The sequence below is a fragment of the Klebsiella africana genome, from assembly GCF_020526085.1.
Lineage (GTDB): Bacteria > Pseudomonadota > Gammaproteobacteria > Enterobacterales > Enterobacteriaceae > Klebsiella > Klebsiella africana.
Window position 1 is genome coordinate 1478265 of record NZ_CP084874.1, and the last position, 24900, is coordinate 1503164.

General features: G+C 54.2%; 27 protein-coding genes and 1 pseudogene. 22 read left to right on the forward strand and 6 right to left on the reverse strand.

Going from position 1 to position 24900, the window contains the following annotated elements:
• Window positions 1-43 precede the first annotated feature (43 nt).
• The 8 genes from LGL98_RS07205 to purF all read left to right on the forward strand — a co-directional run bounded on the left by LGL98_RS07205 (window position 44) and on the right by purF (window position 7941).
• Window positions 44-1057, forward strand: a complete 1014-nt coding sequence (locus tag LGL98_RS07205) for an aspartate-semialdehyde dehydrogenase (protein ID WP_136034569.1) — start codon at window positions 44-46, stop codon at window positions 1055-1057.
• Complete coding sequence (gene truA / locus LGL98_RS07210) at window positions 1057-1869, forward strand: tRNA pseudouridine(38-40) synthase TruA (protein WP_002913226.1); 813 nt, start codon at window positions 1057-1059, stop codon at window positions 1867-1869. Before LGL98_RS07205 ends, truA begins: the two co-directional genes overlap by 1 nt.
• A gap of 26 nt (window positions 1870-1895) precedes the next feature.
• Window positions 1896-2555, forward strand: a complete 660-nt coding sequence (locus LGL98_RS07215; protein WP_136034571.1) for a DedA family protein — start codon at window positions 1896-1898, stop codon at window positions 2553-2555.
• 186 nt (window positions 2556-2741) lie between these two features.
• Window positions 2742-3662, forward strand: a complete 921-nt coding sequence (gene accD, locus LGL98_RS07220; RefSeq protein WP_168435421.1) for an acetyl-CoA carboxylase, carboxyltransferase subunit beta — start codon at window positions 2742-2744, stop codon at window positions 3660-3662.
• 75 nt (window positions 3663-3737) lie between these two features.
• Window positions 3738-5006 carry a bifunctional tetrahydrofolate synthase/dihydrofolate synthase gene (gene folC, locus LGL98_RS07225; protein ID WP_136034575.1) on the forward strand — a complete coding sequence of 423 codons (1269 nt, stop codon included), beginning with the start codon at window positions 3738-3740 and terminating at the stop codon, window positions 5004-5006.
• Window positions 4996-5685: a cell division protein DedD gene (dedD, locus tag LGL98_RS07230; protein ID WP_004214089.1), complete on the forward strand. Its 690-nt coding sequence runs from the start codon at window positions 4996-4998 to the stop codon at window positions 5683-5685. Before folC ends, dedD begins: the two co-directional genes overlap by 11 nt.
• 216 nt (window positions 5686-5901) lie before the next feature.
• On the forward strand, window positions 5902-6390 hold the full coding sequence (gene cvpA / locus LGL98_RS07235; protein WP_002913214.1) for a colicin V production protein: 489 nt from the start codon (window positions 5902-5904) through the stop codon (window positions 6388-6390).
• Window positions 6391-6423: 33 nt separating this feature from the next.
• On the forward strand, window positions 6424-7941 hold the full coding sequence (gene purF, locus LGL98_RS07240; protein ID WP_064278691.1) for an amidophosphoribosyltransferase: 1518 nt from the start codon (window positions 6424-6426) through the stop codon (window positions 7939-7941).
• Window positions 7942-7982: 41 nt separating this feature from the next.
• Here the strand turns inward: purF and LGL98_RS07245 are convergent, their stop codons facing one another.
• Entirely contained in the window at window positions 7983-9410 is a 1428-nt protein-coding gene (locus tag LGL98_RS07245) for a sigma-54 interaction domain-containing protein (RefSeq protein ID WP_136034576.1), read from the reverse strand.
• A gap of 209 nt (window positions 9411-9619) precedes the next feature.
• On the opposite strand from LGL98_RS07245, the gene dokD reads away from it, so the two are divergent.
• From dokD to LGL98_RS07270, 5 genes are all read left to right on the forward strand, one after another.
• Window positions 9620-11017, forward strand: coding sequence for an ornithine/lysine decarboxylase DokD (dokD, locus tag LGL98_RS07250; protein WP_136034577.1), 1398 nt, complete (start codon window positions 9620-9622; stop codon window positions 11015-11017).
• A 94-nt stretch (window positions 11018-11111) separates the two neighbouring features.
• Window positions 11112-12533 (forward strand): APC family permease, encoded by a 1422-nt coding sequence (locus LGL98_RS07255; protein WP_136034579.1) that lies wholly within the window; start codon window positions 11112-11114, stop codon window positions 12531-12533.
• A 1-nt stretch (window position 12534) separates the two neighbouring features.
• A complete protein-coding gene (locus tag LGL98_RS07260) occupies window positions 12535-13638 on the forward strand; it encodes an alanine/ornithine racemase family PLP-dependent enzyme (RefSeq protein ID WP_136034581.1) in 1104 nt (367 codons plus the stop codon).
• Between the two features lie 65 nt (window positions 13639-13703).
• Window positions 13704-15089, forward strand: coding sequence for an amino acid permease (locus LGL98_RS07265; RefSeq protein WP_136034619.1), 1386 nt, complete (start codon window positions 13704-13706; stop codon window positions 15087-15089).
• A 106-nt stretch (window positions 15090-15195) separates the two neighbouring features.
• On the forward strand, window positions 15196-15765 hold the full coding sequence (locus LGL98_RS07270; protein ID WP_136034583.1) for a UbiX family flavin prenyltransferase: 570 nt from the start codon (window positions 15196-15198) through the stop codon (window positions 15763-15765).
• 80 nt (window positions 15766-15845) lie between these two features.
• Here the strand turns inward: LGL98_RS07270 and LGL98_RS07275 are convergent, their stop codons facing one another.
• Complete coding sequence (locus LGL98_RS07275) at window positions 15846-16007, reverse strand: hypothetical protein (protein WP_168435422.1); 162 nt, start codon at window positions 16005-16007, stop codon at window positions 15846-15848.
• Between the two features lie 40 nt (window positions 16008-16047).
• On the opposite strand from LGL98_RS07275, the gene argT reads away from it, so the two are divergent.
• From argT to hisP, 5 genes are all read left to right on the forward strand, one after another.
• Window positions 16048-16830 carry a lysine/arginine/ornithine ABC transporter substrate-binding protein ArgT gene (gene argT, locus LGL98_RS07280; RefSeq protein WP_008803930.1) on the forward strand — a complete coding sequence of 261 codons (783 nt, stop codon included), beginning with the start codon at window positions 16048-16050 and terminating at the stop codon, window positions 16828-16830.
• A 266-nt stretch (window positions 16831-17096) separates the two neighbouring features.
• Complete coding sequence (gene hisJ / locus LGL98_RS07285; RefSeq protein WP_002913209.1) at window positions 17097-17879, forward strand: histidine ABC transporter substrate-binding protein HisJ; 783 nt, start codon at window positions 17097-17099, stop codon at window positions 17877-17879.
• Window positions 17880-17945: 66 nt separating this feature from the next.
• Complete coding sequence (locus LGL98_RS07290) at window positions 17946-18632, forward strand: histidine ABC transporter permease HisQ (protein WP_136034621.1); 687 nt, start codon at window positions 17946-17948, stop codon at window positions 18630-18632.
• On the forward strand, window positions 18629-19345 hold the full coding sequence (hisM, locus tag LGL98_RS07295) for a histidine ABC transporter permease HisM (protein WP_002913207.1): 717 nt from the start codon (window positions 18629-18631) through the stop codon (window positions 19343-19345). Before LGL98_RS07290 ends, hisM begins: the two co-directional genes overlap by 4 nt.
• A 7-nt stretch (window positions 19346-19352) precedes the next feature.
• Window positions 19353-20126: a histidine ABC transporter ATP-binding protein HisP gene (gene hisP, locus LGL98_RS07300; RefSeq protein ID WP_008803931.1), complete on the forward strand. Its 774-nt coding sequence runs from the start codon at window positions 19353-19355 to the stop codon at window positions 20124-20126.
• Window positions 20127-20131: 5 nt separating this feature from the next.
• Here the strand turns inward: hisP and LGL98_RS07305 are convergent, their stop codons facing one another.
• Entirely contained in the window at window positions 20132-20659 is a 528-nt protein-coding gene (locus tag LGL98_RS07305) for a GNAT family N-acetyltransferase (protein ID WP_136034585.1), read from the reverse strand.
• 119 nt (window positions 20660-20778) lie between these two features.
• Here LGL98_RS07305 and LGL98_RS07310 point away from each other — a divergent pair.
• Window positions 20779-20891 (forward strand): annotated as a pseudogene (locus LGL98_RS07310) (hypothetical protein); the annotation flags it as partial.
• Here the strand turns inward: LGL98_RS07310 and LGL98_RS07315 are convergent.
• The 3 genes from LGL98_RS07315 to yfcG form a co-directional block, all read right to left on the reverse strand.
• Window positions 20874-21767, reverse strand: a complete 894-nt coding sequence (locus tag LGL98_RS07315) for a TIGR01777 family oxidoreductase (protein ID WP_136034587.1) — start codon at window positions 21765-21767, stop codon at window positions 20874-20876. The pseudogene LGL98_RS07310 and the gene LGL98_RS07315 overlap by 18 nt on opposite strands.
• Before the next feature lie 18 nt (window positions 21768-21785).
• The gene (gene folX, locus LGL98_RS07320) at window positions 21786-22148 is read right to left on the reverse strand and encodes a dihydroneopterin triphosphate 2'-epimerase (protein ID WP_002913200.1); all 363 of its coding nucleotides are present in this window, start codon (window positions 22146-22148) and stop codon (window positions 21786-21788) included.
• Between the two features lie 65 nt (window positions 22149-22213).
• Window positions 22214-22843 (reverse strand): GSH-dependent disulfide bond oxidoreductase, encoded by a 630-nt coding sequence (yfcG, locus tag LGL98_RS07325; protein WP_136034589.1) that lies wholly within the window; start codon window positions 22841-22843, stop codon window positions 22214-22216.
• 184 nt (window positions 22844-23027) lie between these two features.
• Here yfcG and yfcF point away from each other — a divergent pair, with 184 nt between their 5' ends.
• The 3 genes from yfcF (at window position 23028) to yfcD (ending at window position 24889) form a co-directional block, all read left to right on the forward strand.
• Window positions 23028-23666 (forward strand): glutathione transferase, encoded by a 639-nt coding sequence (yfcF, locus tag LGL98_RS07330; RefSeq protein ID WP_136034590.1) that lies wholly within the window; start codon window positions 23028-23030, stop codon window positions 23664-23666.
• Between the two features lie 62 nt (window positions 23667-23728).
• Window positions 23729-24280, forward strand: coding sequence for a phosphodiesterase (gene yfcE / locus LGL98_RS07335; protein ID WP_136034592.1), 552 nt, complete (start codon window positions 23729-23731; stop codon window positions 24278-24280).
• Window positions 24281-24337: 57 nt separating this feature from the next.
• Complete coding sequence (yfcD, locus tag LGL98_RS07340) at window positions 24338-24889, forward strand: NUDIX hydrolase YfcD (protein ID WP_136034594.1); 552 nt, start codon at window positions 24338-24340, stop codon at window positions 24887-24889.
• The last annotated feature ends 11 nt before the right edge of the window (window positions 24890-24900 follow it).

Consider the following 24900-nt stretch of genomic DNA (forward strand, 5'->3'; position numbering starts at 1 on the left):
CGGATACTCCGGCAGGGCCGCTTTATTTCTGGAGTAAACCACCATGTCTGAAGGCTGGAATATTGCCGTACTGGGCGCAACGGGCGCCGTAGGCGAAGCCCTGCTCGAAACTCTTGCTGAACGCCAGTTCCCGGTGGGGGAGATTTTTGCTCTGGCGCGCAATGAAAGCGCAGGCGAACATCTGCGGTTTGGTGGCAAGTCGGTGATCGTTAAAGACGCTGCCGAATTTGACTGGACCCAGGCCCAGTTGGCTTTCTTCGCCGCCGGCGTCGAAGCCAGCGCGGCGTATATCGAAGATGCGACAAACGCCGGGTGTCTGGTTATCGATCTCAGCGGCCTGTTTGCGTTGGAGCCGGACGTACCGCTGGTGGTGCCGGATGTGAATCCATTCGTGTTAGGCGATTACCGCAACCGCAATCTGATTGCGGTGCCCAATAGTCTGACTAGCCAACTGCTGACGGCGCTCAAGCCGCTGATCGATCAGGGTGGACTGTCGCGCATTAGCGTTACCAACCTGCTCTCCGCCTCGGGGCAGGGGAAAAAAGCGGTGGATGCGCTGGCAGGGCAGAGCGCTAAGCTGCTGAACGGCATCCCTATCGATGAAGACGATTTCTTTGGCCGCCAGCTGGCGTTCAACATGCTGCCATTGCTGCCGGATCGGGAAGGTAGCGTGCGCGAAGAGCGTCGGATCGTCGATGAAGCGCGCAAAATTCTTCAGGATGACGGGCTGATGATCTCCGCCAGCGTCGTTCAGTCGCCGGTCTTCTACGGCCATGCGCAGATGGTGAGCTTCGAAGCGATGCGTCCGCTGGCGGCGGAAGAGGCGCGTGACGCCTTTACCCGCGGCGAGGATATCGAACTTTCTGAAGAGGGCGAATTCCCGACTCAGGTTGGCGATGCCTCCGGCAATGCCCGCCTCTCCATCGGCTGCGTGCATAACGATTACGGCATGCCGGAGCAGATCCAGTTCTGGTCGGTCGCGGATAACGTCCGCTTCGGCGGGGCGCTGATGGCGGTGAAGATCGCCGAGAAGCTTATTGAGGAGTACCTGTACTGATGTCTGAGATGGAGCAACAGCCGATCTGTAAAATCGCGCTGGGCATCGAGTACGACGGCAGCAAATATTACGGCTGGCAGCGGCAAAACGAAGTGCGCAGCGTGCAGGAGAAGCTGGAAAAGGCGCTCTCGCAGGTGGCGAACGAACCGATTACCGTCTTTTGCGCAGGCCGCACCGACGCCGGTGTCCATGGCACCGGCCAGGTGGTGCATTTTGAAACCCGGGCGCAGCGGAAAGATGCCGCCTGGACGCTGGGGGTAAATGCGAATTTACCTGGTGACATCGCGGTGCGCTGGGTCAAACATGTACCGGCGGATTTTCACGCCCGGTTCAGCGCTACGGCACGCCGCTATCGCTACGTCATCTATAATCATCGCCTGCGTCCGGCGGTGTTAAGTCATGGCGTGACGCATTTTCACCAGCCGCTCGACGCTGAGCGTATGCAGCGCGCCGCGCAGTGTCTGCTGGGAGAGAATGATTTCACCTCGTTTCGCGCGGTGCAGTGCCAGTCGCGTACCCCGTGGCGCAACGTGATGCATATTAACGTTACCCGCTACGGCGCGTATGTGGTGGTGGATATCAAAGCGAATGCCTTTGTACATCATATGGTCAGGAATATTGTAGGCAGCCTGATGGAAGTCGGGGCCGGAAACCAGCCGGAGAGCTGGATGGCAGAACTGCTGGCAGCAAAAGACAGGACGCTCGCTGCGGCAACGGCAAAAGCGGAAGGGTTGTATCTGGTGTCGGTGGATTACCCGGCCCACTATGATTTACCGGTGCTGCCAATGGGCCCGCTGTTTCTGGCGGACTAATAGAGTCATTAAGGGTAAAGACAAACATGGACTTGATTCACTTTTTAATTGATTTCATCCTGCATATTGATGTGCACCTTGCCGAGCTGGTTGCCCAGTACGGTGTCTGGGTTTATGCCATTCTGTTTTTGATTCTGTTCTGTGAAACCGGGCTGGTGGTGACGCCGTTCCTGCCGGGAGATTCACTGCTGTTTGTGGCGGGGGCGCTCTCGGCGCTGCCGACGAACGATCTCAATGTTCACCTGATGGTACTGCTGATGGTCATCGCGGCTATCGTCGGTGATGCGGTCAACTACACTATTGGTCGGTTGTTTGGCGAGAAGCTGTTCAGTAATCCGAACTCAAAGATTTTCCGTCGCAGCTACCTGGATAAAACTCATAGCTTCTACGAACGTCACGGCGGGAAAACCATTATCCTGGCGCGCTTTGTGCCGATAGTCCGAACCTTCGCGCCGTTTGTGGCGGGAATGGGGCATATGTCCTATCGTCATTTTGCAGCCTATAACGTAGTCGGGGCGCTGCTGTGGGTTCTGCTGTTCACCTACGCCGGCTATCTGTTTGGCGATCTGCCGGTGGTGCAGGAGAACCTGAAGCTGCTGATTGTGGCGATCATCGTCCTCTCCGTTCTGCCTGGCGTGATTGAGATTATCCGCCATAAGCGGGCGGCGGCGAAGCAGACGAAGTAGTTCGCCCTGCGCTGCGCGTGACGGAGCATGATCGTCGCGCGCAGCGGTTTGACCACTTTTTTATCCCATGTTCCGGGATGATATGATTTAATGTGCAACATTCATGGTCTGTAAGAGGCAAAAATGGCATTATGCGCCCCTTACGACAAAACTGGCATCGACCAGGTTCAGGCAGAAAGGTTATCAATGAGCTGGATTGAACGAATTAAAAGCAACATCACTCCCACCCGCAAGGCGAGCATTCCTGAGGGTGTATGGACCAAGTGCGACAGCTGCGGTCAGGTACTCTACCGCGCCGAGCTGGAGCGCAACCTGGAGGTTTGTCCTAAGTGCGATCACCATATGCGCATGTCGGCGCGTAATCGCCTGCATAGCCTGTTGGATGAAGGTTCTCTGGTAGAGCTGGGTAGCGAACTTGAGCCAAAAGATGTGCTGAAGTTCCGCGATTCAAAAAAATACAAAGACCGCCTGGCGTCCGCTCAGAAAGAGACGGGCGAGAAAGACGCGCTGGTGGTGATGAAAGGCACGCTCTACGCGATGCCGGTGGTTGCCGCTGCCTTTGAGTTCTCCTTTATGGGTGGCTCGATGGGTTCCGTCGTCGGCGCGCGTTTTGTGCGCGCGGTGGAGCAGGCGCTGGAAGATAACTGCCCGCTGATCTGCTTCTCCGCCTCCGGTGGCGCCCGTATGCAGGAAGCGCTGATGTCGCTGATGCAGATGGCGAAAACCTCCGCCGCGCTGGCGAAAATGCAGGAGCGCGGACTACCGTATATCTCCGTGCTGACCGACCCGACCATGGGCGGCGTATCGGCGAGCTTTGCGATGCTGGGTGACCTGAACATTGCCGAGCCGAAAGCGTTGATCGGCTTTGCCGGTCCTCGCGTCATTGAGCAGACCGTACGCGAGAAGCTGCCGCCGGGATTCCAGCGCAGCGAGTTCCTGATTGAAAAAGGGGCGATTGATATGATCGTTCGCCGCCCGGAAATGCGTCTCAAGCTGGCCAGTATTCTGGCGAAGCTGATGAACCTGCCGGCGCCGGTAGCTGCTTCTGAAGCGCCTCATGAAGGCGTGGTGGTGCCGCCGGCACCGGATCAGGAACCTGAGGCCTGATAAAGCAGAGGGCAGGGCCTGGCGGCGCTGCCCTTTTTTATTCATACGCGTTAACCGTCAATTCTTGCGGGCATCATGGAAAAAGATCCTATTCCTCAGGCCACGTCGCCCCTGGCTACGTGGCTTTCTTATCTGGAACATCTGCACAGTAAAACCATCGACCTGGGGCTGGCGCGCGTCAGCGAGGTCGCCCGGCAGATGGATATCGTTAAACCGGCGCCGTTCGTCTTTACGGTCGCGGGCACCAATGGCAAAGGCACCACCTGCCGCACGCTGGAAACCGTCCTGATGGCGGCCGGCTATAAAGTGGGGGTATACAGCTCCCCGCACCTGGTGCGTTACACCGAACGCGTGCGCATTCAGGGAGCGGAACTGCCGGAGGCGGCGCATACGGCTTCGTTTGCTGAAATTGAAGCGGCGCGGGGTGATATCTCGTTGACCTATTTTGAGTACGGCACGCTCTCGGCGCTATGGCTGTTTAAGCAGGCGCAGCTGGATGTAGTGATCCTGGAGGTGGGCCTCGGCGGCCGTCTCGATGCCACCAACATCGTAGATGCTGACGTCGCGGCGATCACCAGCATCGCCCTCGATCATACCGACTGGCTGGGGCCGGATCGCGAAAGTATCGGCCGGGAAAAAGCCGGTATCTTCCGTGCCGGTAAACCGGCGGTGGTAGGGGAGCCGGATATGCCGCACACCATTGCTGAAGTGGCGAGCGAGAAGGGCGCCCTGCTCCAGCGCCGCGGCGTCGACTGGCGCTATGATGTGGAGGGCGATACATGGTCCTTCCACGATGCGGCCGGGGCGTTAAGCCACCTGCCGTTGCCTCAGGTGCCGTTGCCGAATGCAGCGACGGCCGTGGCGGCGCTGCGCGCCAGCGGACTTGCGGTGGATGACGCTATCCTGCGCGCGGGGATCCGCGACGCGATACTCCCGGGACGCTTTCAGATAATCAGCAACGCCCCGCGGGTGATCCTCGATGTGGCGCACAACCCGCACGCGGCGGCTTATCTCGCCGGGCGTCTCAAAACGTTAGCGAAAACGGGACGCATACTGGCGGTTATTGGTATGCTGCATGATAAAGACATCGCCGGCACGCTGGCCAATCTGGCCCCGGAAGTCGATACCTGGTACTGCGCGCCGCTGGAAGGCCCGCGCGGGGCGACGGCGGAGCAGCTGGTGGAACATTTGCGTGGCGGCACAGTCTATAGCAGCGTGGCGCAGGCGTGGCATGCGGCCATGGCTGACGCGAAAGTGGAAGATACCGTGCTGGTGTGTGGTTCGTTTCACACCGTAGCGCAGGTTATGGAAGAGATAGACGCGGGGAGAATCGGTGGCGAGTAAGTTTCAGAACCGTTTAGTCGGGACAATCGTGCTGGTGGCGCTGGGGGTGATTATCCTGCCAGGGCTGCTGGACGGGCAGAAAAAGCATTACCAGGATGAGTTTGCCGCGATCCCGCTGGTACCGAAACCAGGCGATCGCGATGAACCGGATATGCTGCCGGCGGCAACCCAGGCGTTGCCTTCGCAACCGCCGGAAGGGGCGGCGGAAGAGGTGCGGGCGGGCGATGCCGCCGCGCCATCGTTAGATCCATCGCGTATTCCGGTGAACAGCAACAGCTTCGATGACGTTCAGGAGCCGGTGGTGGCCGCGAAACCGCAGCCCAAGCCGCAGCCGAAACCGCAGCCGCAACAGCAGGCCGCGACGCCAACGCCGCCGCCGGCTAAGCCACAGCAGCAACAGCCCCCGCAGCAGCAGGCGGCCCTGCCGGCGCCGACCGGCAAAGCCTATGTGGTTCAGCTGGGCGCGTTGAAGAACGCCGATAAGGTGAATGAGATTGTCGGTAAACTGCGGGCCTCGGGTTTCAAAGTCTATACGTCGCCTTCGACGCCGGTACAGGGTAAAATTACCCGCATCCTCGTCGGCCCGGATGCGTCAAAAGACAAGCTGAAAGGCCAGCTGGGCGATCTGCAGCAGATCTCCGGGCTTAGCGGGGTGGTGATGGGCTTCACCCCGAACTGATTGTTTTTTCCGCCATGCGGAGAGAACGTGGCGGGGAGAAACGCCCCGCAAACCCTGTCTCAGCCGCCCTGAAGAGGCGAAAGGCAGTCTGGCGTTGAATGTTTTTTCAGCGCCATTTTTATTTCCGTAGGGCATGGAAATCCCTACGCAAACGTTTTCTTTTTCTGTTAGAATGCGCCCCGAACTGGACGACAGGGCGTAAATCGTGGGACGTATATGGTCTGGATTGATTACGCCATTATGGCGGTGCTGGGTCTTTCTTGCCTGGTCAGCCTGATCCGCGGCTTCGTTCGCGAAGCTTTATCGTTAGTCACGTGGGGTTGCGCCTTTTATGTCGCCAGCCACTACTACGCTGACCTGTCTGTCTGGTTTACGGGCTTTGAGGATGAACGGGTTCGAAATGGGATTGCTATTGCGGCGCTGTTTATCGTGACGCTCATCGTTGGCGCTATCGTGAACTATGTGATAGGCCAGCTGGTGGAGAAGACCGGTTTGTCAGGTACCGACAGGGTATTGGGGATCTGCTTCGGCGCGCTACGTGGGGTGCTGATCATCGCCGCTATCTTGTTCTTCCTCGACACCTTTACCGGGATGGCGAAGAGCGATGACTGGCATCAGTCGCAGTTTATTCCCTATTTTACCCCTGTCATCAGATGGTTTTTTGAATACCTGCAAAGCTCGTCAAGTTTCTTGCCTAAAGTATAGACTTTGGGTCGTTGCTGAACGAGGAAAAGACGTATGTGCGGTATTGTCGGTATCGCCGGTGTTATGCCGGTTAACCAGTCGATTTATGATGCGCTAACGGTGCTCCAGCACCGTGGACAGGATGCCGCTGGCATCATCACCATTGATGCCAACAACTGCTTCCGGTTGCGTAAGGCTAACGGGCTGGTAAGCGACGTATTCGAAGCCCGCCACATGCAGCGTATGCAGGGCAATATGGGTATTGGCCATGTGCGTTATCCTACGGCGGGCAGCTCCAGCGCCTCCGAGGCGCAGCCGTTTTACGTAAACTCGCCATATGGCATCACATTGGCGCATAACGGCAACCTGACCAATGCGCACGAGCTGCGTAAAAAGCTGTTTGAAGAAAAACGCCGCCATATCAATACCACCTCTGATTCCGAAATCCTCCTCAATATTTTCGCCAGTGAGCTGGATAACTTCCGTCACTACCCGCTGGAAGCGGACAACATCTTCGCTGCGATTGCGGCGACCAACCGCCTGATTCGCGGCGCATACGCGTGCGTGGCGATGATCATCGGTCATGGCATGGTGGCCTTCCGCGATCCTAACGGCATTCGTCCGCTGGTGCTGGGTAAACGTGACGTTGGCGACGGTCGCACTGAGTATATGGTGGCCTCGGAAAGCGTGGCGCTTGATACGCTTGGTTTTGAATTCCTGCGCGATGTCGCGCCGGGCGAAGCGGTCTATATTACCGAGAAAGGCCAGCTGTTTACCCGTCAGTGTGCCGATAATCCGGTCAGCAACCCATGCCTGTTCGAGTACGTCTATTTTGCCCGTCCAGACTCGTTTATCGACAAAATTTCCGTCTACAGCGCTCGCGTCAACATGGGGACTAAGCTGGGCGAGAAGATTGCCCGCGAGTGGGAAGATCTGGATATTGACGTCGTTATTCCGATCCCGGAAACCTCCTGCGACATCGCTCTGGAAATCGCCCGTATTCTCGACAAGCCTTATCGTCAGGGCTTCGTGAAGAACCGCTATGTCGGCCGGACGTTTATCATGCCGGGTCAGCAGCTGCGTCGTAAATCTGTTCGCCGTAAGCTTAACGCCAACCGCGCGGAATTCCGCGATAAGAATGTGCTGCTGGTCGACGATTCCATTGTACGCGGCACCACCTCTGAGCAGATCATTGAGATGGCGCGGGAAGCCGGGGCGAAAAAAGTTTATCTGGCCTCCGCTGCGCCGGAAATTCGTTTCCCGAACGTGTACGGTATCGATATGCCGACCGCCAACGAACTGATCGCCCATGGCCGCGAAGTGGATGAGATCCGTCAGATCATCGGCGCCGACGGCCTGATTTTCCAGGATCTCAACGATCTGATCGACGCGGTGCGCGCGGAGAACCCGGATATTCAGCAGTTTGAATGTTCTGTGTTCAACGGCGTGTACGTCACACGGGATGTCGACCAGCAGTACCTCGACTACCTTGATTCTCTGCGTAACGATGATGCCAAAGCGGTCCAGCTGCAGAACGAAGTCGAAAACCTTGAGATGCACAACGAAGGGTAAATGAGCTACAGCAGCCAGCGGCGTTGCGTCGCTGGCGATGCTTAACGGTGTACGACGCCAAAACGGATGCCGTATTTCTGTACCTTATAGTTCAGCGTCGTTCGGGAGACGTTGAGACTGCGCGCCGCCGCCGCAATATTTCCCTGATAAGTATCCAGCGCGGTTTCTATCAACCCCCTTTCGTAATTTGCTACCCGTGCCTCGAGAGAGCTCTCGTTATCCGGTTCTGCTGCCGGGAGAGAGGGAAGCGATGTTGGGGTCTCCGGGCCGCCTAAATTCAGTTCTTCGTTTTCAAATACGATCTTTTTCAGCATGCCATCGGTTTCCTGCATGATCATACTGCGAACAATGGCGTTTTCCAGCATCCTGACATTGCCCGGCCAGGAATGGCTCAGTAGCGCAATACGTGCCGCCTCGCTGAGACCATGGATATCTTGCGGAACTTCACTGCGATATTTATCAATGAAATAATTGGCCAACAGAGGAATATCTTCCGGGCGAGTGCGTAGTGGCGGAAGCATGAGCATCCCGACGTTAAGCCGATAAAACAGGTCCGGGCGCAGACGCTCTTGCTGAATCAATCGCGCAGGGGATTCATTCATTGCGGCAATAATACGCACGTCGGAATGAATAGGGTGTTGACCGCCTAGCCTCCAGAACGTTTTATCCTGTAAGAAGCGAAGCAACTTGCTCTGCATCTCGATTGGCATTGCGTTCAGTTCATCAAGAAAAAGCGTTCCACCGTTTGCCAGTTCCAGATAGCCCTGACTGTTTTCCGCGCCAGTATAAGCGCCGCGCATAGCGCCAAAAAGCGTACTCTCCACCAGGGTTGGCGGGAGCGCCCCGCAATTCAGCGCAATGAAGGGTTTGTTGGCGCGTTTACTGCACTGGTGGATAAGACGGGAGAAAAGTTCCTTACCCGTACCCGTTTCGCCAACAATTGTCACGGGAATATTACTCACCGCCAGACGTTTAGCTTTGGCAATAATGGCAAGCATTTCCGCGTTTTCAGTAATGATAGCATGGTGCTTTTCACGGCCCTGAGCGTAGAGCAGATGGTTTAGCTCAACAACCTGTTCCTGTAATCGCCGGACGCCGGACATATTCCTGCCGATTTCGATAACACCGACCATATTGCCCTTGCTGGAGTAGAGCGGGGCGGTGGTATGCTGGTAATCCACCGCCTGGCCCCGGGCATTGTAGTAAATCTGGTAATGACCAATATACTCGACCCCGTCTTTTAGTGAAGAAAGCATCGTACTTTGGTTCTCTTTCATGCTGGGGTAGACATCCAGCATATGTTTACCCATCGCTTGTTCAATACTATACCCGTCCAGATCGGCGCTTTCCTGGTTGTAATAGACATATTCACCTCGTTCGTTAATAACGGCCAACGGTTGATGTATCAGATCAAAGAAACGAGAGAACATTTTAAGTGCGGAAGCGAGCTCTTCATTGGTGGATGCCATAACAAAATCAAATCCTTTCTATCAGTCTTATCCCTATTGTAAATGTGACAATTTTTCGTCGCTATGATGAATAACAAACCATTTGACGAAAGATAAAAAATACAAAATTTATAAGCCATTGAATTTTAAGATTAAAAATTTTGGCATGCTTGTTGCTGTATCCATTATGAAACGTATGGTTTTTTACAGAACAATAAGCAGAGGGTGTTATGACTGACTCCATTATCGAAAATTACAATCAATTACGTCGCAACGTTGTCGAGGCCGATCGACGCTTCCAGCAGAAGGATGGCCACCTGTGTTTTGAAGGTGTTGATCTCGATGCTTTAGCGCGTAAGTACCCGACGCCGTTTTATGTTTTCTCTGAGCCAGAAATTATTCGTAATATCAAGGAGATAGAGCAGGCATTTGCCGCACATAACAATACGAAAACTTTTTTTGCTTCAAAAACTTGTTCCGTCATGGGGGTACTGAAAGCCATTCGGGATGCAGGTATCTGCGCCGAAGCCAATTCGCAGTATGAAGTCCGTAAATGCCTTGAGATTGGTTTTCGCGGGGATCAGATCGTGTTCAACGGTGTGGTGAAGAAGCCCGCCGACCTGGAGTTTGCGATTGCCAACGATCTGTATTTAATCAACGTCGATAGCCTGTATGAACTTGATCATATTGATGCGATCTCTCGCAAGCTGAAAAAGGTGGCTAATGTTTGTGTGCGCGTAGAACCTAATGTGCCTTCTGCCACACATGCTGAACTCGTCACTGCTTTCCACGCTAAATCCGGTCTCGACCTTGAACAGGCAGAAGAGACCTGCCGTCGAATCCTGGAGATGCCTTATGTCCATCTGCGCGGATTGCATATGCACGTAGGTGATCAGGTACCTGAATCAGAACCGTTTGCGAAAGCCACAAAAGTTCTGGTGGACGAGTCTCGTCGTCTGGAAGAAGTGTTAGGCATTAAGTTTGATTTGATTAATGTGGGCGGGGGTATTCCAGTTCCTTATAAATACGATGAAGAAAACGGTGACCCACTTAAAGACAATATGTATGCCGGGATCACCGCGCAGGATTTCGCGGATGCGGTGATCCGCGAGGTGCATAAATGGCGTACTGATGTTGAAATCTGTATTGAGCCAGGACGCAAAGTCACTGGATCCGCTGCGGTATTGCTAACAGAAGTTGCCTGTGAAAAGCGTAAAACAAACTATGACCTCGATGGCAATGTGGAGTGTCACGTTGAATGGAAGTTTGTCGATGCGGGGTACAGCATTCTGTCCGATAGCCAGCATTTCGACTGGTTCTTCTATGTATACAATGCCTCCCGAATGACCGAGGCCCATGATGCATGGATCAAGCTTGCCGGCCCTCTGTGCGATGGTGGTGACTATTTCCATATGGGCGTTAAAGGCGAAGAATTCCTGATGCCGAAAACCACCACGCCTGGCGATATTATCGCGTTTCTTGATGCCGGGGCGTATACCATTGAAAGCCAAACTGTCTATAACAACCGCCCGCGTTCTGCCGTGGTGATGATTGATAAAAATGGACAGGACCGTTTAATTCGCCGGGAAGATAGTTACGAAGATATGGTCAAGTACGACCTTTATTAAATCTGTGGTTTGGGCTTCAGATAATGACTGAAGCCTCTGGATAACGCGATTCTGCAGGGGCGGTCACGCCCCTGAGGGATAACAGGAGATAGCCATGAGTAACAATAGTTCTGGCTTACTTGGTATTAAAGACATTGTTTTTATGAATGTCATTGCCATTCTTAGTTTGCGACAAATACCCAACGTTGCGCCTTATGGGGCTTCTGCGATGTTATTATGGGTAATTGCCGCATTTTGTCTGTTCTTTCCTCTGGCAATGGTATGTGGCGAGCTGTCCACCGGCTGGCCGAAAGACGGTGGTATTTTTGTCTGGATTAAAGAGGCGTTTGGGAAACGTATCGCCTGGATTGTGGTGGTTTGTTTCCTGTTTTCATGTGTACTGTTTTTCCCGCTGATGCTGCAATTCGGTTTTACCGCGCTGGGATATATGATTGGTAATGGTCTGGCAGAGAATAAGGCATTCATCGGCATTGGTTCGGCAGTCATCTTCTGGCTACTGACGCTGATGAATATTCGCGGTATGGAATGGACGAAAATCATCAACAGCGTCAGCGCCTGGTGTGGTGTGTTTATTCCTTCAGCGATTTTAATTGTTCTGGCGATTGTCTGGCTGCTCACCGGTCATCCGATGCAGACGAACTATGCGAGTGCCTCAAACTGGGTGCCTGATCTTGGGCACTGGGATACCATTGTCTTCCTGTCCAGTATGATGTTCGCTTTTGCCGGTCTGGAGGTCGCACCGATGATCGCCGGGCGTACCCGTAACCCGCAGCGTGATTTTCCGCGGGCGATGGCTGTTTCTGCCGCCGTCATTGTCGGGATATATATGGTTGGCACCTGGGCGCTGAATACGCTATTACCAGCAGGGAAAACTGATATTGTTGCTGGTGTCATGCAGGCTATGCATGCTGCTGCCGATACTCTCCATATGCCATGGCTGATTCCGGTGATGGCTATCTGCATGTTTTTCGGCGCATTGGGCCAGATTAACTCATGGCTGGTTGGCCCTATCTACATGCTTCAGGAAGCTTCTCGTGAGGATAACCTGTTAGGCGATAAAATTGCGCAATTGCATCCGGTCTGGAAAACACCTGCTTTTGCGCTGATGGTTCAGGCGATTATTGTTACGGTATTGTGCTTCTCAACCTTTATCTCGCCAAGCGTTGCGGCGGCCTACTGGATGCTGACTGCGCTGACCACGATCACCTATTTTATCCCTTACCTGGTGATGTTCCCGGCGTTCTGGCGCCTGCGTAAAACACAGCCTGACACACCGCGAAGTTTCAAGATTCCAGGGAAAGTATTACCTGCCGTACTGCCTGCATTAGGTTTTATTTCTATCGCTTTTGCCGTTGTGTTGCTGTTTATTCCACCATCCCAAATCGATATGGGGGGGTATTTCCAGTATGCCGGCAAGATTATTGGCGGGGCATTGCTGGCCATTGTTGTCGCTGAATGGATTTACCATCGCGCTTTGAAACGCAATACACGTCTGGGTATGGTGAAGGGGAAATAATATGTATATGCCAACGCTCAAAATAAATTTACGCAAACTTGAAGAAAATGCGCGTACTGAGAAAGCTTTGTTAGCCAGCAGCGGTATTGACGTTATGGCGGTCAATAAAGTCTTTGATGGTTGTGTGGAAACCGCACAGGCAGTTTTTGATGGCGGAATTCATGTTATTGCCGAATCACGGACTTATAACTTGAAAAAAATCCGGGAGATCGGTTGTACGACTTGTTTACTTCGTAGTCCTTGCCTGAGTGAAATTGAAGATGTCGTTCGCTATGCAGATATTAGTTTAAATAGCGAGCCAGCGGTGTTGCGCGCATTATCAGAAGAGGCTCGTCGCCAGGGAAAAACGCACCAGGTTTTACTGATGGTGGACATGGGCGATTTACGTGAGGGCATTTGGTTTAGTGAATATCAAAAAATCCTCGATACCATTAACCTTATCAAAACGTTGCCTTGTCTCGATCTGTATGGTCTCGGCACTAATTTCAACTGCTATGGCACCGTTCTGCCAACGGTAAAAAATGGCGAAGATTTCCTGGCTCTGGCTTCTCGACTGGAACGAGACAGCGGCTTGACGATTCGTCGCTTATCTGCGGGTAATTGTACCAGCTATCACCTGCTGGATAAGGGCATTTGGCCGAAAGGGCTGAACCATCTGCGCATTGGTGGGCTACATGAATTTGGTATCGAATATGTAGAGATGAAGTATCTCAATGAATTTCACCACTCCGGAAAACCGGTAGAGAAAGCGTGCTCGGATATGTATGTGCTGGAGGCCGAGATTATCGAGTTAAACAGCAAACCGACGGTTCCAGTCGGCGAGCTGGGAGTGGATGCATTTTTGCAGAGCAAAACCTTTACTGATAATGGCATCCGTAAGCGCGCATTACTGGCATTTGGTCGCCAGGATGTCCCGTCTGATAACTGTGTGCCATGCCATGACAGTATCACCATTCTGGGTCAGACCAGCGATCATACCCTGGTGGATATCGAAGATTGCCCATTACCGTTGCAGGTGGGGGATGTGGTGAGCTTTGAGCTTGATTACACCGGGCTTTTGATGGCTTGCCAGACCAAAGGCGTTGCCATGCGATTTATTCGATAAGCAAAACGCTGCGGGTTTGACCCGCAGCGTAATTCTGACCCCCTATAAAAAAACAGGGAGGTATGATGAGTACCCTGCAAGAACCCCCTCTGACAGAGCAAACGGGTGGATTGCGCCGTAACTTAAAAAAGCGCCATTTACTGATGATGTCACTAGGCGGAACGATAGGAACGGGTTTATTTATCGGGATTGCCGAGCCCCTGTACAGCGTTGGGCCTGCTGGCACTCTTCTGGCTTATTTATTAGCCGGTGGGATAATGCTGGCGACGATGATGTGTCTTGGCGAATTATCGTGCGCGTTTCCTCACTCGGGCTCATTTCAGCATTATGCATTGATGTTTATTCCTCACCCGATATGGAGCTATACCATTGGGTGGCTGTACTGGTTTAGTTGGGTCTTTTCCCTGGCCGCCGATTTAACCGCTGCAGGTTTTATCGCTCACCATTATTTCCCCTTCATACCCGTCCATAACTTCTGTCTTTATATTCTCGTTGCGTTAACGCTGGTTAATCTTTTTTCAGCGAAGAGTTTTGGTGAGTGTGAATACTGGCTATCGGCTATTAAAGTTTTTGCTATCGTGCTGTTTATTGCGGCGGGCGGTGTCATGATCTATTCGTTATCAGGCCATACCGGCTGGCACCCGACATTAAAAACGTCGGAGGGCTGGTTTCCTCATGGCGGCTGGCAAATTCTGGTTTGCATGACCATCGTTATCTATTCTTTTCAGGGCGTTGAACTGGTCGGAAATGCGGCTGGAGAAACCGAGTCGCCGCATTCTATTCTACCGAAAGTTATCCTCGGAATAGGTATTCGGATTATCTTATTTTATGGCCTGGCGATTGCTATTCTGGCGCTGGTTTATCCACGAGATCGCCTCCCTGACGGGCAAAGCCCTTTTGTCTGGGTCTTTTCCCATGCGGGAATTCCAGGGGCGGATACCCTGATGACGTTGGTGATCTTTTCTGCTGCGGTGTCGGCTGCGAATTCGGCAATTTATGCCAGTTCGCGAATGTTGTGGTCGATGGCTGGCGATCATTTCGCACCGGCTCGTTTCAGCCGGGTAAGCCGCAATGGCGTCCCGGTGAATGCGATTTTGCTGACTACCGTTTTGGCACTGGTATCAATGCTTACCCGTTATATTTCAGCACAGCAGTTATATCTCTATTTGATCGCCAGCACCGGGCAGGTTGGGTGTCTGGCATGGATTGTGATTGGCTGGTGTCAGTACCGTTTCCGGCGCGCGGTGGACCGGGGCGAATATCCACGTAGCCTGCTGCGCTACCGCTCCCCCTTTTTCCCGTGGGTGGCGGTAATAGTGATAGTCACCAATATCGCCATCATCATCGGCACCTGGTTCAGTCAATCCGGGATGTTGATTATGCTGATAGAATTGTTATTTATGACCTGCATTATCGCGTCATGGTTTGTATTCAGGCCCATCCTGAAATAGGAACAGGTATCGGGTCTTTTGTACGTGTAGACCTTAACGCATCATGGTTGCGTCTGACAGAGTAATCCGGCAAAGTGGCCCCAATTATGGCAACAGGGTGGTCCTCGTGAAACGACTGATTATTGGCATTTCCGGCGCCAGCGGCGCCATCTACGGCGTGCGGATGCTGCAGGTGCTTCGGGATATGCCGGATATTGAAACCCATCTTATCCTCAGCCAGGCGGCGCGACAGACGCTGGCCATGGAGACCGACTACTCCGTGCGCGACGTACAGGCGCTGGCTGATGTGGTCCACGACGCCCGCGATATCGCCGCCAGTATTTCATCCGGTTCGTTTAAAACCGCCGGGATGGTGATTTTACCCTGCTCTATGAAGACGCTCTCGGGCATTGTCCATAGCTATACGGATGGCCTGCTGACCCGGGCGGCGGATGTGGTACTGAAGGAGCGTCGTCCGCTGGTGCTTTGCGTGCGGGAAACGCCGTTCCATCTCGGTCATCTGCGCCTGCTGGTTCAGGCCGCGGAGTTGGGGGCGGTGATTATGCCGCCAGTGCCGGCGTTCTACCACCGGCCGCAAGGCCTGGATGATGTCATCAATCAGACCGTCAACCGGGTGCTCGATCAGTTCGACATTAGCCTGCCTCAAGACTTGTTTACCCGCTGGCAGGGGGCCTAGTGTCGCACTATAGTGGTGCATGAAATGTACGCTTGCGCTGCGGTGGTGCAAATTTGTCGCCCCGATCAAATCCTCGACATTTATTTCGTCTTTTTGCGCTCAGGCGCTGCGGTTTCGCCAGTAATGCTGGTATCTTCCCCTTTAAGACAATATTGCAACTTAATTTTAACAAATTTAACCCTGTTCCCGGCACGCACCGGGAAGGTGGCATAAAAACTGCAGGATTGATCGGCAATCACCATAACAAGCAACGCACCACATCACGACACTTAAGGGTACTGTATGAAGAAGACGATTCTGGCTCTCTCTTTACTCGTGGGAATGAGCAGCACGGCCAGCGTGTTTGCTGCTCTGCCGCAGAGCATTCGCATCGGCACTGACGCGACCTATGCGCCGTTTTCGTCGAAAGACGCAAAAGGGGATTTTGTTGGCTTTGATATCGATTTAGGCAATGAGCTGTGCTCCCGTATTAAGGTGAAATGCACCTGGGTCGGCAGCGATTTTGATTCCCTGATCCCCTCTCTCAAGGCGAAGAAAATTGACGCCATCATCTCTTCCCTCTCCATCACCGAGAAACGCCAGCAAGAGATCGCCTTCTCGGACAAGCTTTATGCCGCCGACTCGCGCCTGATTGCTGCCAAAGGGTCGCCGATCCAGCCGACGCTGGAGGCGCTGAAAGGTAAGCACGTCGGGGTGCTGCAGGGTTCCACTCAGGAAGCCTATGCTAACGATCGCTGGCGCAGCCAGGGCGTTGACGTGGTGGCCTATCAGAACCAGGACCTGATCTATTCCGACCTTGCTGCTGGCCGTCTGGATGCGGCGCTGCAGGATGAAGTCGCGGCCAGCGAAGGCTTCCTGAAACAGCCCGCCGGAAAAGATTTCGCCTTTGCCGGCCCGTCGGTCAAAGATAAAAAGTACTTTGGCGACGGTACAGGGATCGGCCTGCGTAAGGACGACGTCGAGCTGAAAGCCGCGTTTGATAAAGCGTTGGGTGAGATACGTAAAGACGGGACTTACGACAAAATGGCGAAGAAATACTTCGATTTTAACGTTTACGGCGACTAAGACTGCTGCAGGCCCGCACAATGGGGTGGGCCTGCCGCCATGATCGTATTATGCCCTGAAAAGGTGCAACAGAAGACGCTATGGATCATTACAGTGCAAATGCAGCCGGTTTTTTGGCTAAAAAATGCATAGTTAAGCGTTTATGATGCAAAAAATCGGCTTTTCTGGTGCATAAATCTTTGCCCTCAAGGGGCGAATAATGGCACGATAACTGGCGTAAATAGTTCTAATAAACCCGTTAGAATGACAGTCTGTCGAGGATAGTTATGAAAAAACTGGCGTTGTCTCTCTCTTTAGCGCTGGCACTTTCCAGCGTTTCCACGGTCTTTGCCGCCATCCCGCAAAAAATACGTATCGGCACCGATCCGACTTATGCTCCCTTTGAATCGAAGAATGCGCAGGGGGAATTGGTTGGTTTTGATATCGATCTGGCAAAAGAACTGTGTAAGCGTATTAATACCCAATGTACCTTTGTGGAAAACCCGCTGGATGCACTGATCCCCTCCTTAAAAGCGAAGAAAATTGACGCGATTATGTCTTCCCTGTCGATTACTGAAAAGCGCCAGCAGGAAATTGCCTTCACTGACAAGCTGTATGCGGCAGATTCGCGTTTGGTAGTGAAAAAAGGTAGCCCGGTAACGCCGGACTTAGCCACCCTGAAGGGTAAGCGCGTGGGCGTGCTGCAGGGCACAACTCAGGAAACTTATGGCAATGAGCACTGGGCGCCGAAAGGTATCGAAATTGTCTCCTATCAGGGGCAGGACAATATCTATTCCGACCTGACTGCCGGCCGTATCGACGCCGCGTTCCAGGATGAGGTCGCGGCCAGCGAAGGGTTCCTGAAACAGCCTATCGGTAAAGATTATCAGTTTGGCGGCCCGTCAATCAAAGACGAGAAGCTGTTTGGCGTTGGCACCGGTATGGGGCTGCGCAAGGAAGACAACGAACTGCGTGAAGCGCTGAATAAGGCGTTTGCAGAGATGCGTAAGGACGGCACCTACGACAAGCTGGCGAAAAAATATTTCGATTTTAACGTATACGGCGAATAATTCTCACGCCTCACCATTGCGTGTGCGTTTCACACGCAATGGTGAATGACAGACAGGGTAGGCAGCATGCTGTATGGGTTTTCACAGGTTATTTTTCAGGGGGCGCTCGTCACCCTGGAGCTTGCGCTCAGCTCGGTCGTTCTCGCCGTCCTGATCGGGCTGGCAGGCGCTGGCGCAAAGCTATCGAGCAACCGTCCACTGGCGCTGGTATTTGAAGGCTATACCACTCTGATCCGCGGCGTGCCCGATCTGGTGCTGATGCTACTGATTTTCTACGGTCTGCAAATTGCGCTGAACAGCGTCACCGACGCGCTGGGCATGGCGCAGTTTGATATCGACCCGATGATCGCCGGGATTATTACCCTCGGCTTTATCTATGGCGCCTATTTTACGGAAACTTTTCGTGGCGCCTACCTTGCGGTGCCGAAGGGGCATATCGAAGCGGCTACCGCCTTTGGATTTAGCAGCGGGCAGACGTTCCGGCGTATTCTTTTCCCGGCGATGATGCGCTACGCCCTGCCGGGGATAGGCAACAACTGGCAGGTTATCCTCAAGGCGACGGCGCTGGTCTCGCTGCTGGGGCTGGAGGATGTGGTCAAAGCCACGCAGTTGGCGGGGAAAAGCACCTGGCAGCCGTTTTATTTCGCCATCGTCTGCGGCCTGATTTATCTGGTGTTTACCACCCTTTCTAATGGCGTACTGCTGCTGCTCGAACGCCGCTATACCGTTGGCGTGAAGAGGGCTGACCTGTGATTGAAATTATTCAGGAGTACTGGAAGTCGCTGCTGTGGACCGACGGCTATCGCTTTACCGGCGTGGCGATTACTTTATGGTTGCTGATCTCTTCGGTGGTGATGGGCGGCATCCTGGCGGTGTTTCTGGCTATCGGCCGCGTCTCAAGCAATAAGTTTATCCAGTTTCCCATCTGGCTGTTCACGTACATATTTCGCGGCACGCCGCTGTATGTGCAGCTGCTGGTTTTCTACTCCGGCATGTACACCCTGGAAATTGTTAAAGGTACGGAACTGCTGAACGCCTTTTTCCGCAGCGGGCTTAACTGTACGGTGCTGGCGTTGACCCTCAACACTTGCGCCTATACCACCGAAATTTTCGCCGGCGCGATCCGCTCGGTACCAGCAGGCGAAATTGAAGCGGCGCGGGCCTACGGCTTCTCTTCCGTCAAACTGTATCGCTGCATTATTCTGCCTTCCGCTCTGCGGATTGCGCTGCCGGCCTATAGTAACGAAGTGATCCTCATGCTGCACTCAACCGCGCTGGCCTTTACCGCCACGGTGCCAGATCTGCTGAAAATCGCCCGCGATATTAACTCGGCCACCTATCAGCCGTTCACCGCCTTTGGCATCGCCGCGGTGCTCTATTTAATTATCTCGTATGTGCTGATTAGCTTGTTCCGCAAAGCGGAAAAGCGTTGGTTGCAGCATATCAAACCTTCTTCGACGCATTGAGAACGCCATGTCCGACAATAAATTAAACGTTATCGATCTGCATAAACGCTATGGGGAACACGAGGTGCTGAAAGGCGTCTCGCTGCAGGCGAAAGCCGGGGACGTTATCAGTATCATCGGTTCATCGGGTTCCGGGAAAAGTACCTTTTTGCGCTGTATTAACTTCCTTGAAAAACCGAGCGAAGGGACGATCGTCGTTAGCGGCCAGAATATTGGTCTGGTGCGGGATAAAGACGGCCAGCTAAAGGTGGCCGATAAGAACCAGCTGCGCCTGCTACGCACCCGGCTGACCATGGTGTTTCAGCACTTCAATCTGTGGAGCCATATGACGGTGCTGGAGAACGTCATGGAGGCGCCGATTCAGGTGCTGGGCTTAAGCAAACAGGAAGCGCGCGATCGCGCGGTAAAATATCTGGCCAAGGTCGGGATAGACGAACGTCAGCAGGCGAAATATCCTGTGCATCTTTCCGGTGGTCAACAGCAGCGAGTCTCTATTGCCCGCGCGCTGGCGATGGAGCCGGAAGTGCTGCTGTTTGATGAGCCGACCTCCGCGCTGGATCCGGAACTGGTGGGCGAAGTGTTACGCATTATGCAGCAGCTGGCGGAAGAGGGGAAAACCATGGTGGTGGTGACCCACGAAATGGGCTTTGCCCGCCACGTCTCTTCACATGTCATTTTTCTGCATCAGGGCAAAATTGAAGAAGAAGGGCATCCGGATGCGCTGTTTGGCGCGCCGAAAAGCCCGCGCCTGCAGCAGTTTCTGAAAGGTTCGCTGAAATAAACGGTTCACCCGGCGTCTGCGGGCGCCGGGTGCGATTCACGCTCCAGCCGATAGATCCAGTCATCATAATCGACGCCGTTCAGATGATAGGCTTTCTCCAGCACCTGGGTGCGCACAAAGCCATGCTTCTCCAGCAGGCGCGATGAGCCACGGTTTTCACCCAGCACCCAGGCATTGATGGCCTGCACCCCCAGGGTGGTGAAACCATACTCGCAGACCGCCCGCAGCGCTTCGCCGGCGTAGCCTTTACCCTGAGCCTGCGGCAGTAACGCGTAGCCGACGTCGGCTTCGTGTGGATTTTTCGGACTGATGCGGAGCCCAATATCACCCAGCGCCTCGCTGCATTTATCGCGCAAAACAAACACCCCGGGATCGGCACAGCGACTGACGAAGACGCTGCGCAGCGCCTCCTCGCTTAACACCTCACCCATAAAACGCATCACCTGCGGATCCTGGCGCAGGCGCAGAAAAAAGGGCCAGTCATCGGTAACAAAGCGGGTAAGCGAAAGGCGTGGTGTGGTGATGGTCGTCATAAAGCAGTCAATACGCAGAAAGAAAAGCCTACCTTAGCACTTTGCTTCGCCAGGTTACACCGGCGAACCGGCCGGCCGGCGGTGAATTCAGGCGATTAAGGGCGCTGCTTGTCCTGAATATGGCGGTGCTACAGCGCCAGGGTGAAGCCATCCAGACGTGGAGCATGAGCCAGCAGAATGGAATCAGGGGAGCCAATGCTCCCCCGTTTAGCTGTTAGCTCAGCACATCCTTGAGCGCGTCGTCGAGATCGTACCAGCGGAAGGCGAAGCCAGCGGCCTCCAGACGTTTAGGTAGCGCGCGCTGGCCGCCGAGTACCAGGACGGCGGATTCCCCCATCAGCAGGCGGATAGCGGCGGCGGGGACGCGGAAAATCGCCGGTCGATGAAGCGCGTGACCGAGCGCGTGGGCAAACTGTTCGTTATGTACCGGATAGGGCGAAACCATATTGAACGGGCCGCGCAGATCGTTATCCAGCAGCCACAGGATGCCGTTAACCATATCGTCGATATGGATCCAGGACAGATACTGTCTGCCGCTGCCGATAGGCCCACCGAGGCCGAGCTTAAAGGCAGGCGTCATTTTGCCAAGAATACCGCCTCGCGGGGCCAGTACCACACCGGTTCGCAGCAGGCAAACGCGGGTGCGCTCGCTTTGCGCTTCGCAGGCAATTTGTTCCCAACGGGCGCACAGCTTATGGGTAAACTCGTTATGCGGTGGTTCTTCTTCGGTGACCACCACCTCGCCGAGGTCGCCATAATAGCCGGTGGCCGAACCGCTGATCAGCACGGAAGGCGGGGTGTCGCTGGCGTGGATCAGGCCCACCAACCGTTGAGTAAGATCCCAGCGGCTATGGCATAAGCGCTGTTTCTGTTCGGCCGACCAGCGTTTATCAGCAATGGGTTCACCCGCCAGATTGATGACGGCATCCATGTCATTGAGGTGGTGATGGCCCTCGAAATCACGCCACAGAGTGACGCGCGGATCGAGGCGGGCACGTGCGGTATCCGGGTGTCGGGTGGAGACCGTGACGCTATGCCCGAGCTCCAGCAATTTGGGTATTAGATGTCGGCCAATCAGGCCAGTACCACCCGTAAGCAGAATCTTCATACCACCTCCCTGACATGATTAGCGCCGCCAGCTCATGGTCATCGACACCGAGTCGGCATAGCGCAGCGCATGAAGTTTATCGATCTCCACTTCAGCATATGTGACCCAGTGATGTTCGCATGCGATATTCAGCACATCCTGAGTTAATTTTTCCAGCAGTGAGAAACGACCATTTTCCAGATGGCTGATGATACGCTTGGTGATGGTGCGGTAATTCAGCGCATCATTGATGTCTTCGCTATCACGCGCCTTGTCGGCGGGGTAGTGAATCGCCACATTCACCACCACATCCTGGCGGTTGGCGATCTCTTCCTCTTTAATACCAATAAAAGTACGCAGGCGCAGGTTCTTAATACGAATAATGGCGTCTGGTTGAGACATTGCAGGCTTCCTCCGTGGTGTAAGTTCCGCAATCATACAACAAAGCGCGACGGGCGAGCAGGGGGTTAATAAGGCTGAATTTTTTGCATCGCTTCACTGGTCGCTGGCCGTTGTCGAATCCGCTCATACCAGTTGTGCACCGCCGGATAGCTTGTCAGATCAATACGCTGACGGACATGGTTATTCACCCATGGCCAGGCGGCGATATCGGCAATGCTGTAATGTTCTCCGCCCAGCCACGGGCTGGATCCCAGGCGCTGATTCAGTACTCCGTACAGTCGTTGGGTTTCCACCTGAAAGCGTTCAATAGCGTAGGGCACGGTTTGCGGCGCTGAATGAGAAAAATGCTGATTTTGCCCCAGCATCGGGCCCAGCCCGCCGACCTGCCAGAACAGCCACTGCAGCGTGACGTAGCGTTCCCGGAGCTCACCGCTCAGCAGTTTGCCGCTTTTTTCCGCCAGATAGAGCAGGATGGCACCGGACTCGAAGACGCTCAACGGCGCCCCGCCATCAGCAGGCATGTGGTCGACGATAGCCGGGATTTTGTTATTCGGCGATATCGCGAGAAACTGCGGATGGAACTGCTCTCCTTTACTGATATCGACCCGGATCAGTCGATAGGCCAGCTGCGCCTCTTCGAGAAACAGGGTTATTTTGTGGCCGTTTGGGGTGGGTGCATAGTAGAGATCGATCATAATATTTCCCGCCGTCGTGGGTCGCAAACTGTTCGAGTATAGGTGAAGCTGCGCGACCCGGGAGAAAATCCGTGGCAGCGCCTTCTTTCTGCTTATCGCCAATGGGTTACGCTGGAGAACAGTGACATCCCTTGCCAGCCAGGCTATGTTGGCGTATTGCCTGCCTATCAATCTTGAGGATGCTATGAGCCAGCCTGTCATTACCCTGTGGTCCGATGCCGATTTTTTCTCACCGTACGTGATGTCTGTCTATGTCGCTCTGCAGGAAAAAAGCCTGCCTTTTCGTCTGAAAACCGTTGATCTGAACCGCGGCGAACATCTGCAGGTTGGCTGGACAGGCTATACGGCCACGCGTCGTGTACCGCTATTGGAAGTGGATGATTTCACCCTGAGCGAGTCTTCGGCGATTACCGAGTATCTGGATGAGCGTTTTGCCCCGCCGGAATGGGAGCGGCTTTATCCGCATGACCTGCAAAAACGAGCCCGTGCCCGGCAGATCCAGGCCTGGCTGCGCAGCGACCTGGTGCCCATCCGTGAAGAGCGTTCCACCGCGGTCGTGTTTGGTGGGGAAAAAATGCCGGCGCTCAGTGAAGCAGGGAAGCAGTCGGCAGAAAAATTGTTTACCACGGCCACCGCGCTACTGGCGCACGGCGGACAAAATTTATTCGGCGAATGGTCCATTGCTGACGCAGACCTGGCGCTGATGCTCAACCGCTTGGTTCTCAATGGCGATGACGTGCCGGAGGCGCTGGCTGATTATGCGACTTTTCAGTGGCAGCGGGCTTCAATCCAGCGTTACGCGGCGCTTTCCGCCAAACGCTGAGGCTGATAACCCGCCGCGCTTCCGCTATCATAGAGGCATCGTAACCAGTGGAGATAAAAGCTATGAAGCTGATGTTTGCCTCCGATATTCATGGTTCGCTGTCCGCCACGGAAAGCGTCCTTGAACGGTTCGCGCAAAGCGGTGCCAGGTGGCTTATTATTCTTGGCGATGTGCTCAATCACGGGCCACGGAACGCGCTGCCGGAAGGGTATGCGCCGGCTGAGGTGGCTGAGCGGCTAAACAGCGTGGCGGAACGTATCATTGCCGTGCGCGGCAACTGCGACAGCGAAGTGGATCAGATGCTGCTTCGTTTTCCCATCACCGCGCCCTGGCAGCAGGTGCTCAGCGAACGCAACCGCCTGTTTCTGACCCACGGTCATCTGTATAGCCCCGAAAATTTGCCCCCCCTTGCCGCTGGCGATGTTCTGGCTTACGGCCATACTCATATACCGGTCGCGGAAAAACGAGGCGAGGTTTACCTCTTTAATCCTGGCTCAGTGAGTATCCCGAAAGGAGGATATGCCGCCAGCTATGGGGTGCTGGATGAGGGGCGTCTGCAGGTTTTAGCACTCAATGATAATCAGGTTATTGCAGAGGTCGCAATTTACCCGTAATTTAGCCTTCAATCATAAAGACGCGCCGCGAGAGCGCTTTTAAAGTAAGGTTTCCTGATGGCGGAACAGAATCATTTGGCAAGCACAGAATGGGTCGATATTGTTAATGAAAACAATGAGGTGATAGCGCAGTCCAGTCGCGAACAGATGCGCGCGCAGTGTCTGCGTCACCGGGCGACCTATATCGTCGTTCACGACGGAATGGGGAAAATTCTGGTGCAACGACGCACCGAGACGAAAGACTTTCATCCGGGGATGCTGGATGCCACCGCTGGTGGTGTCGTTCAGGCTGATGAACAGTTGTTGGACTCGGCTCGTCGCGAGGCCGAAGAAGAGTTAGGTATCGCCGGGGTGCCGTTTGCCGATCACGGCCAGTTCTATTACGAAGACAAATTCTGCCGCGTCTGGGGAAGCTTGTTTAGCTGCGTCTCGCACGGGCCATTTGCCCTGCAGGAAGAAGAGGTGAGCGAAGTGTGCTGGTTAACGCCGGAAGAGATCACCGCCCGCTGCGATGAGTTCACGCCGGACTCCCTGAAAGCGCTGGCGCTGTGGATGACTCGCAATGCGGGTAACGAGTATGATGAGGCAGAAGAGAGCGAGCGCGAGTAAAATCCCAAACG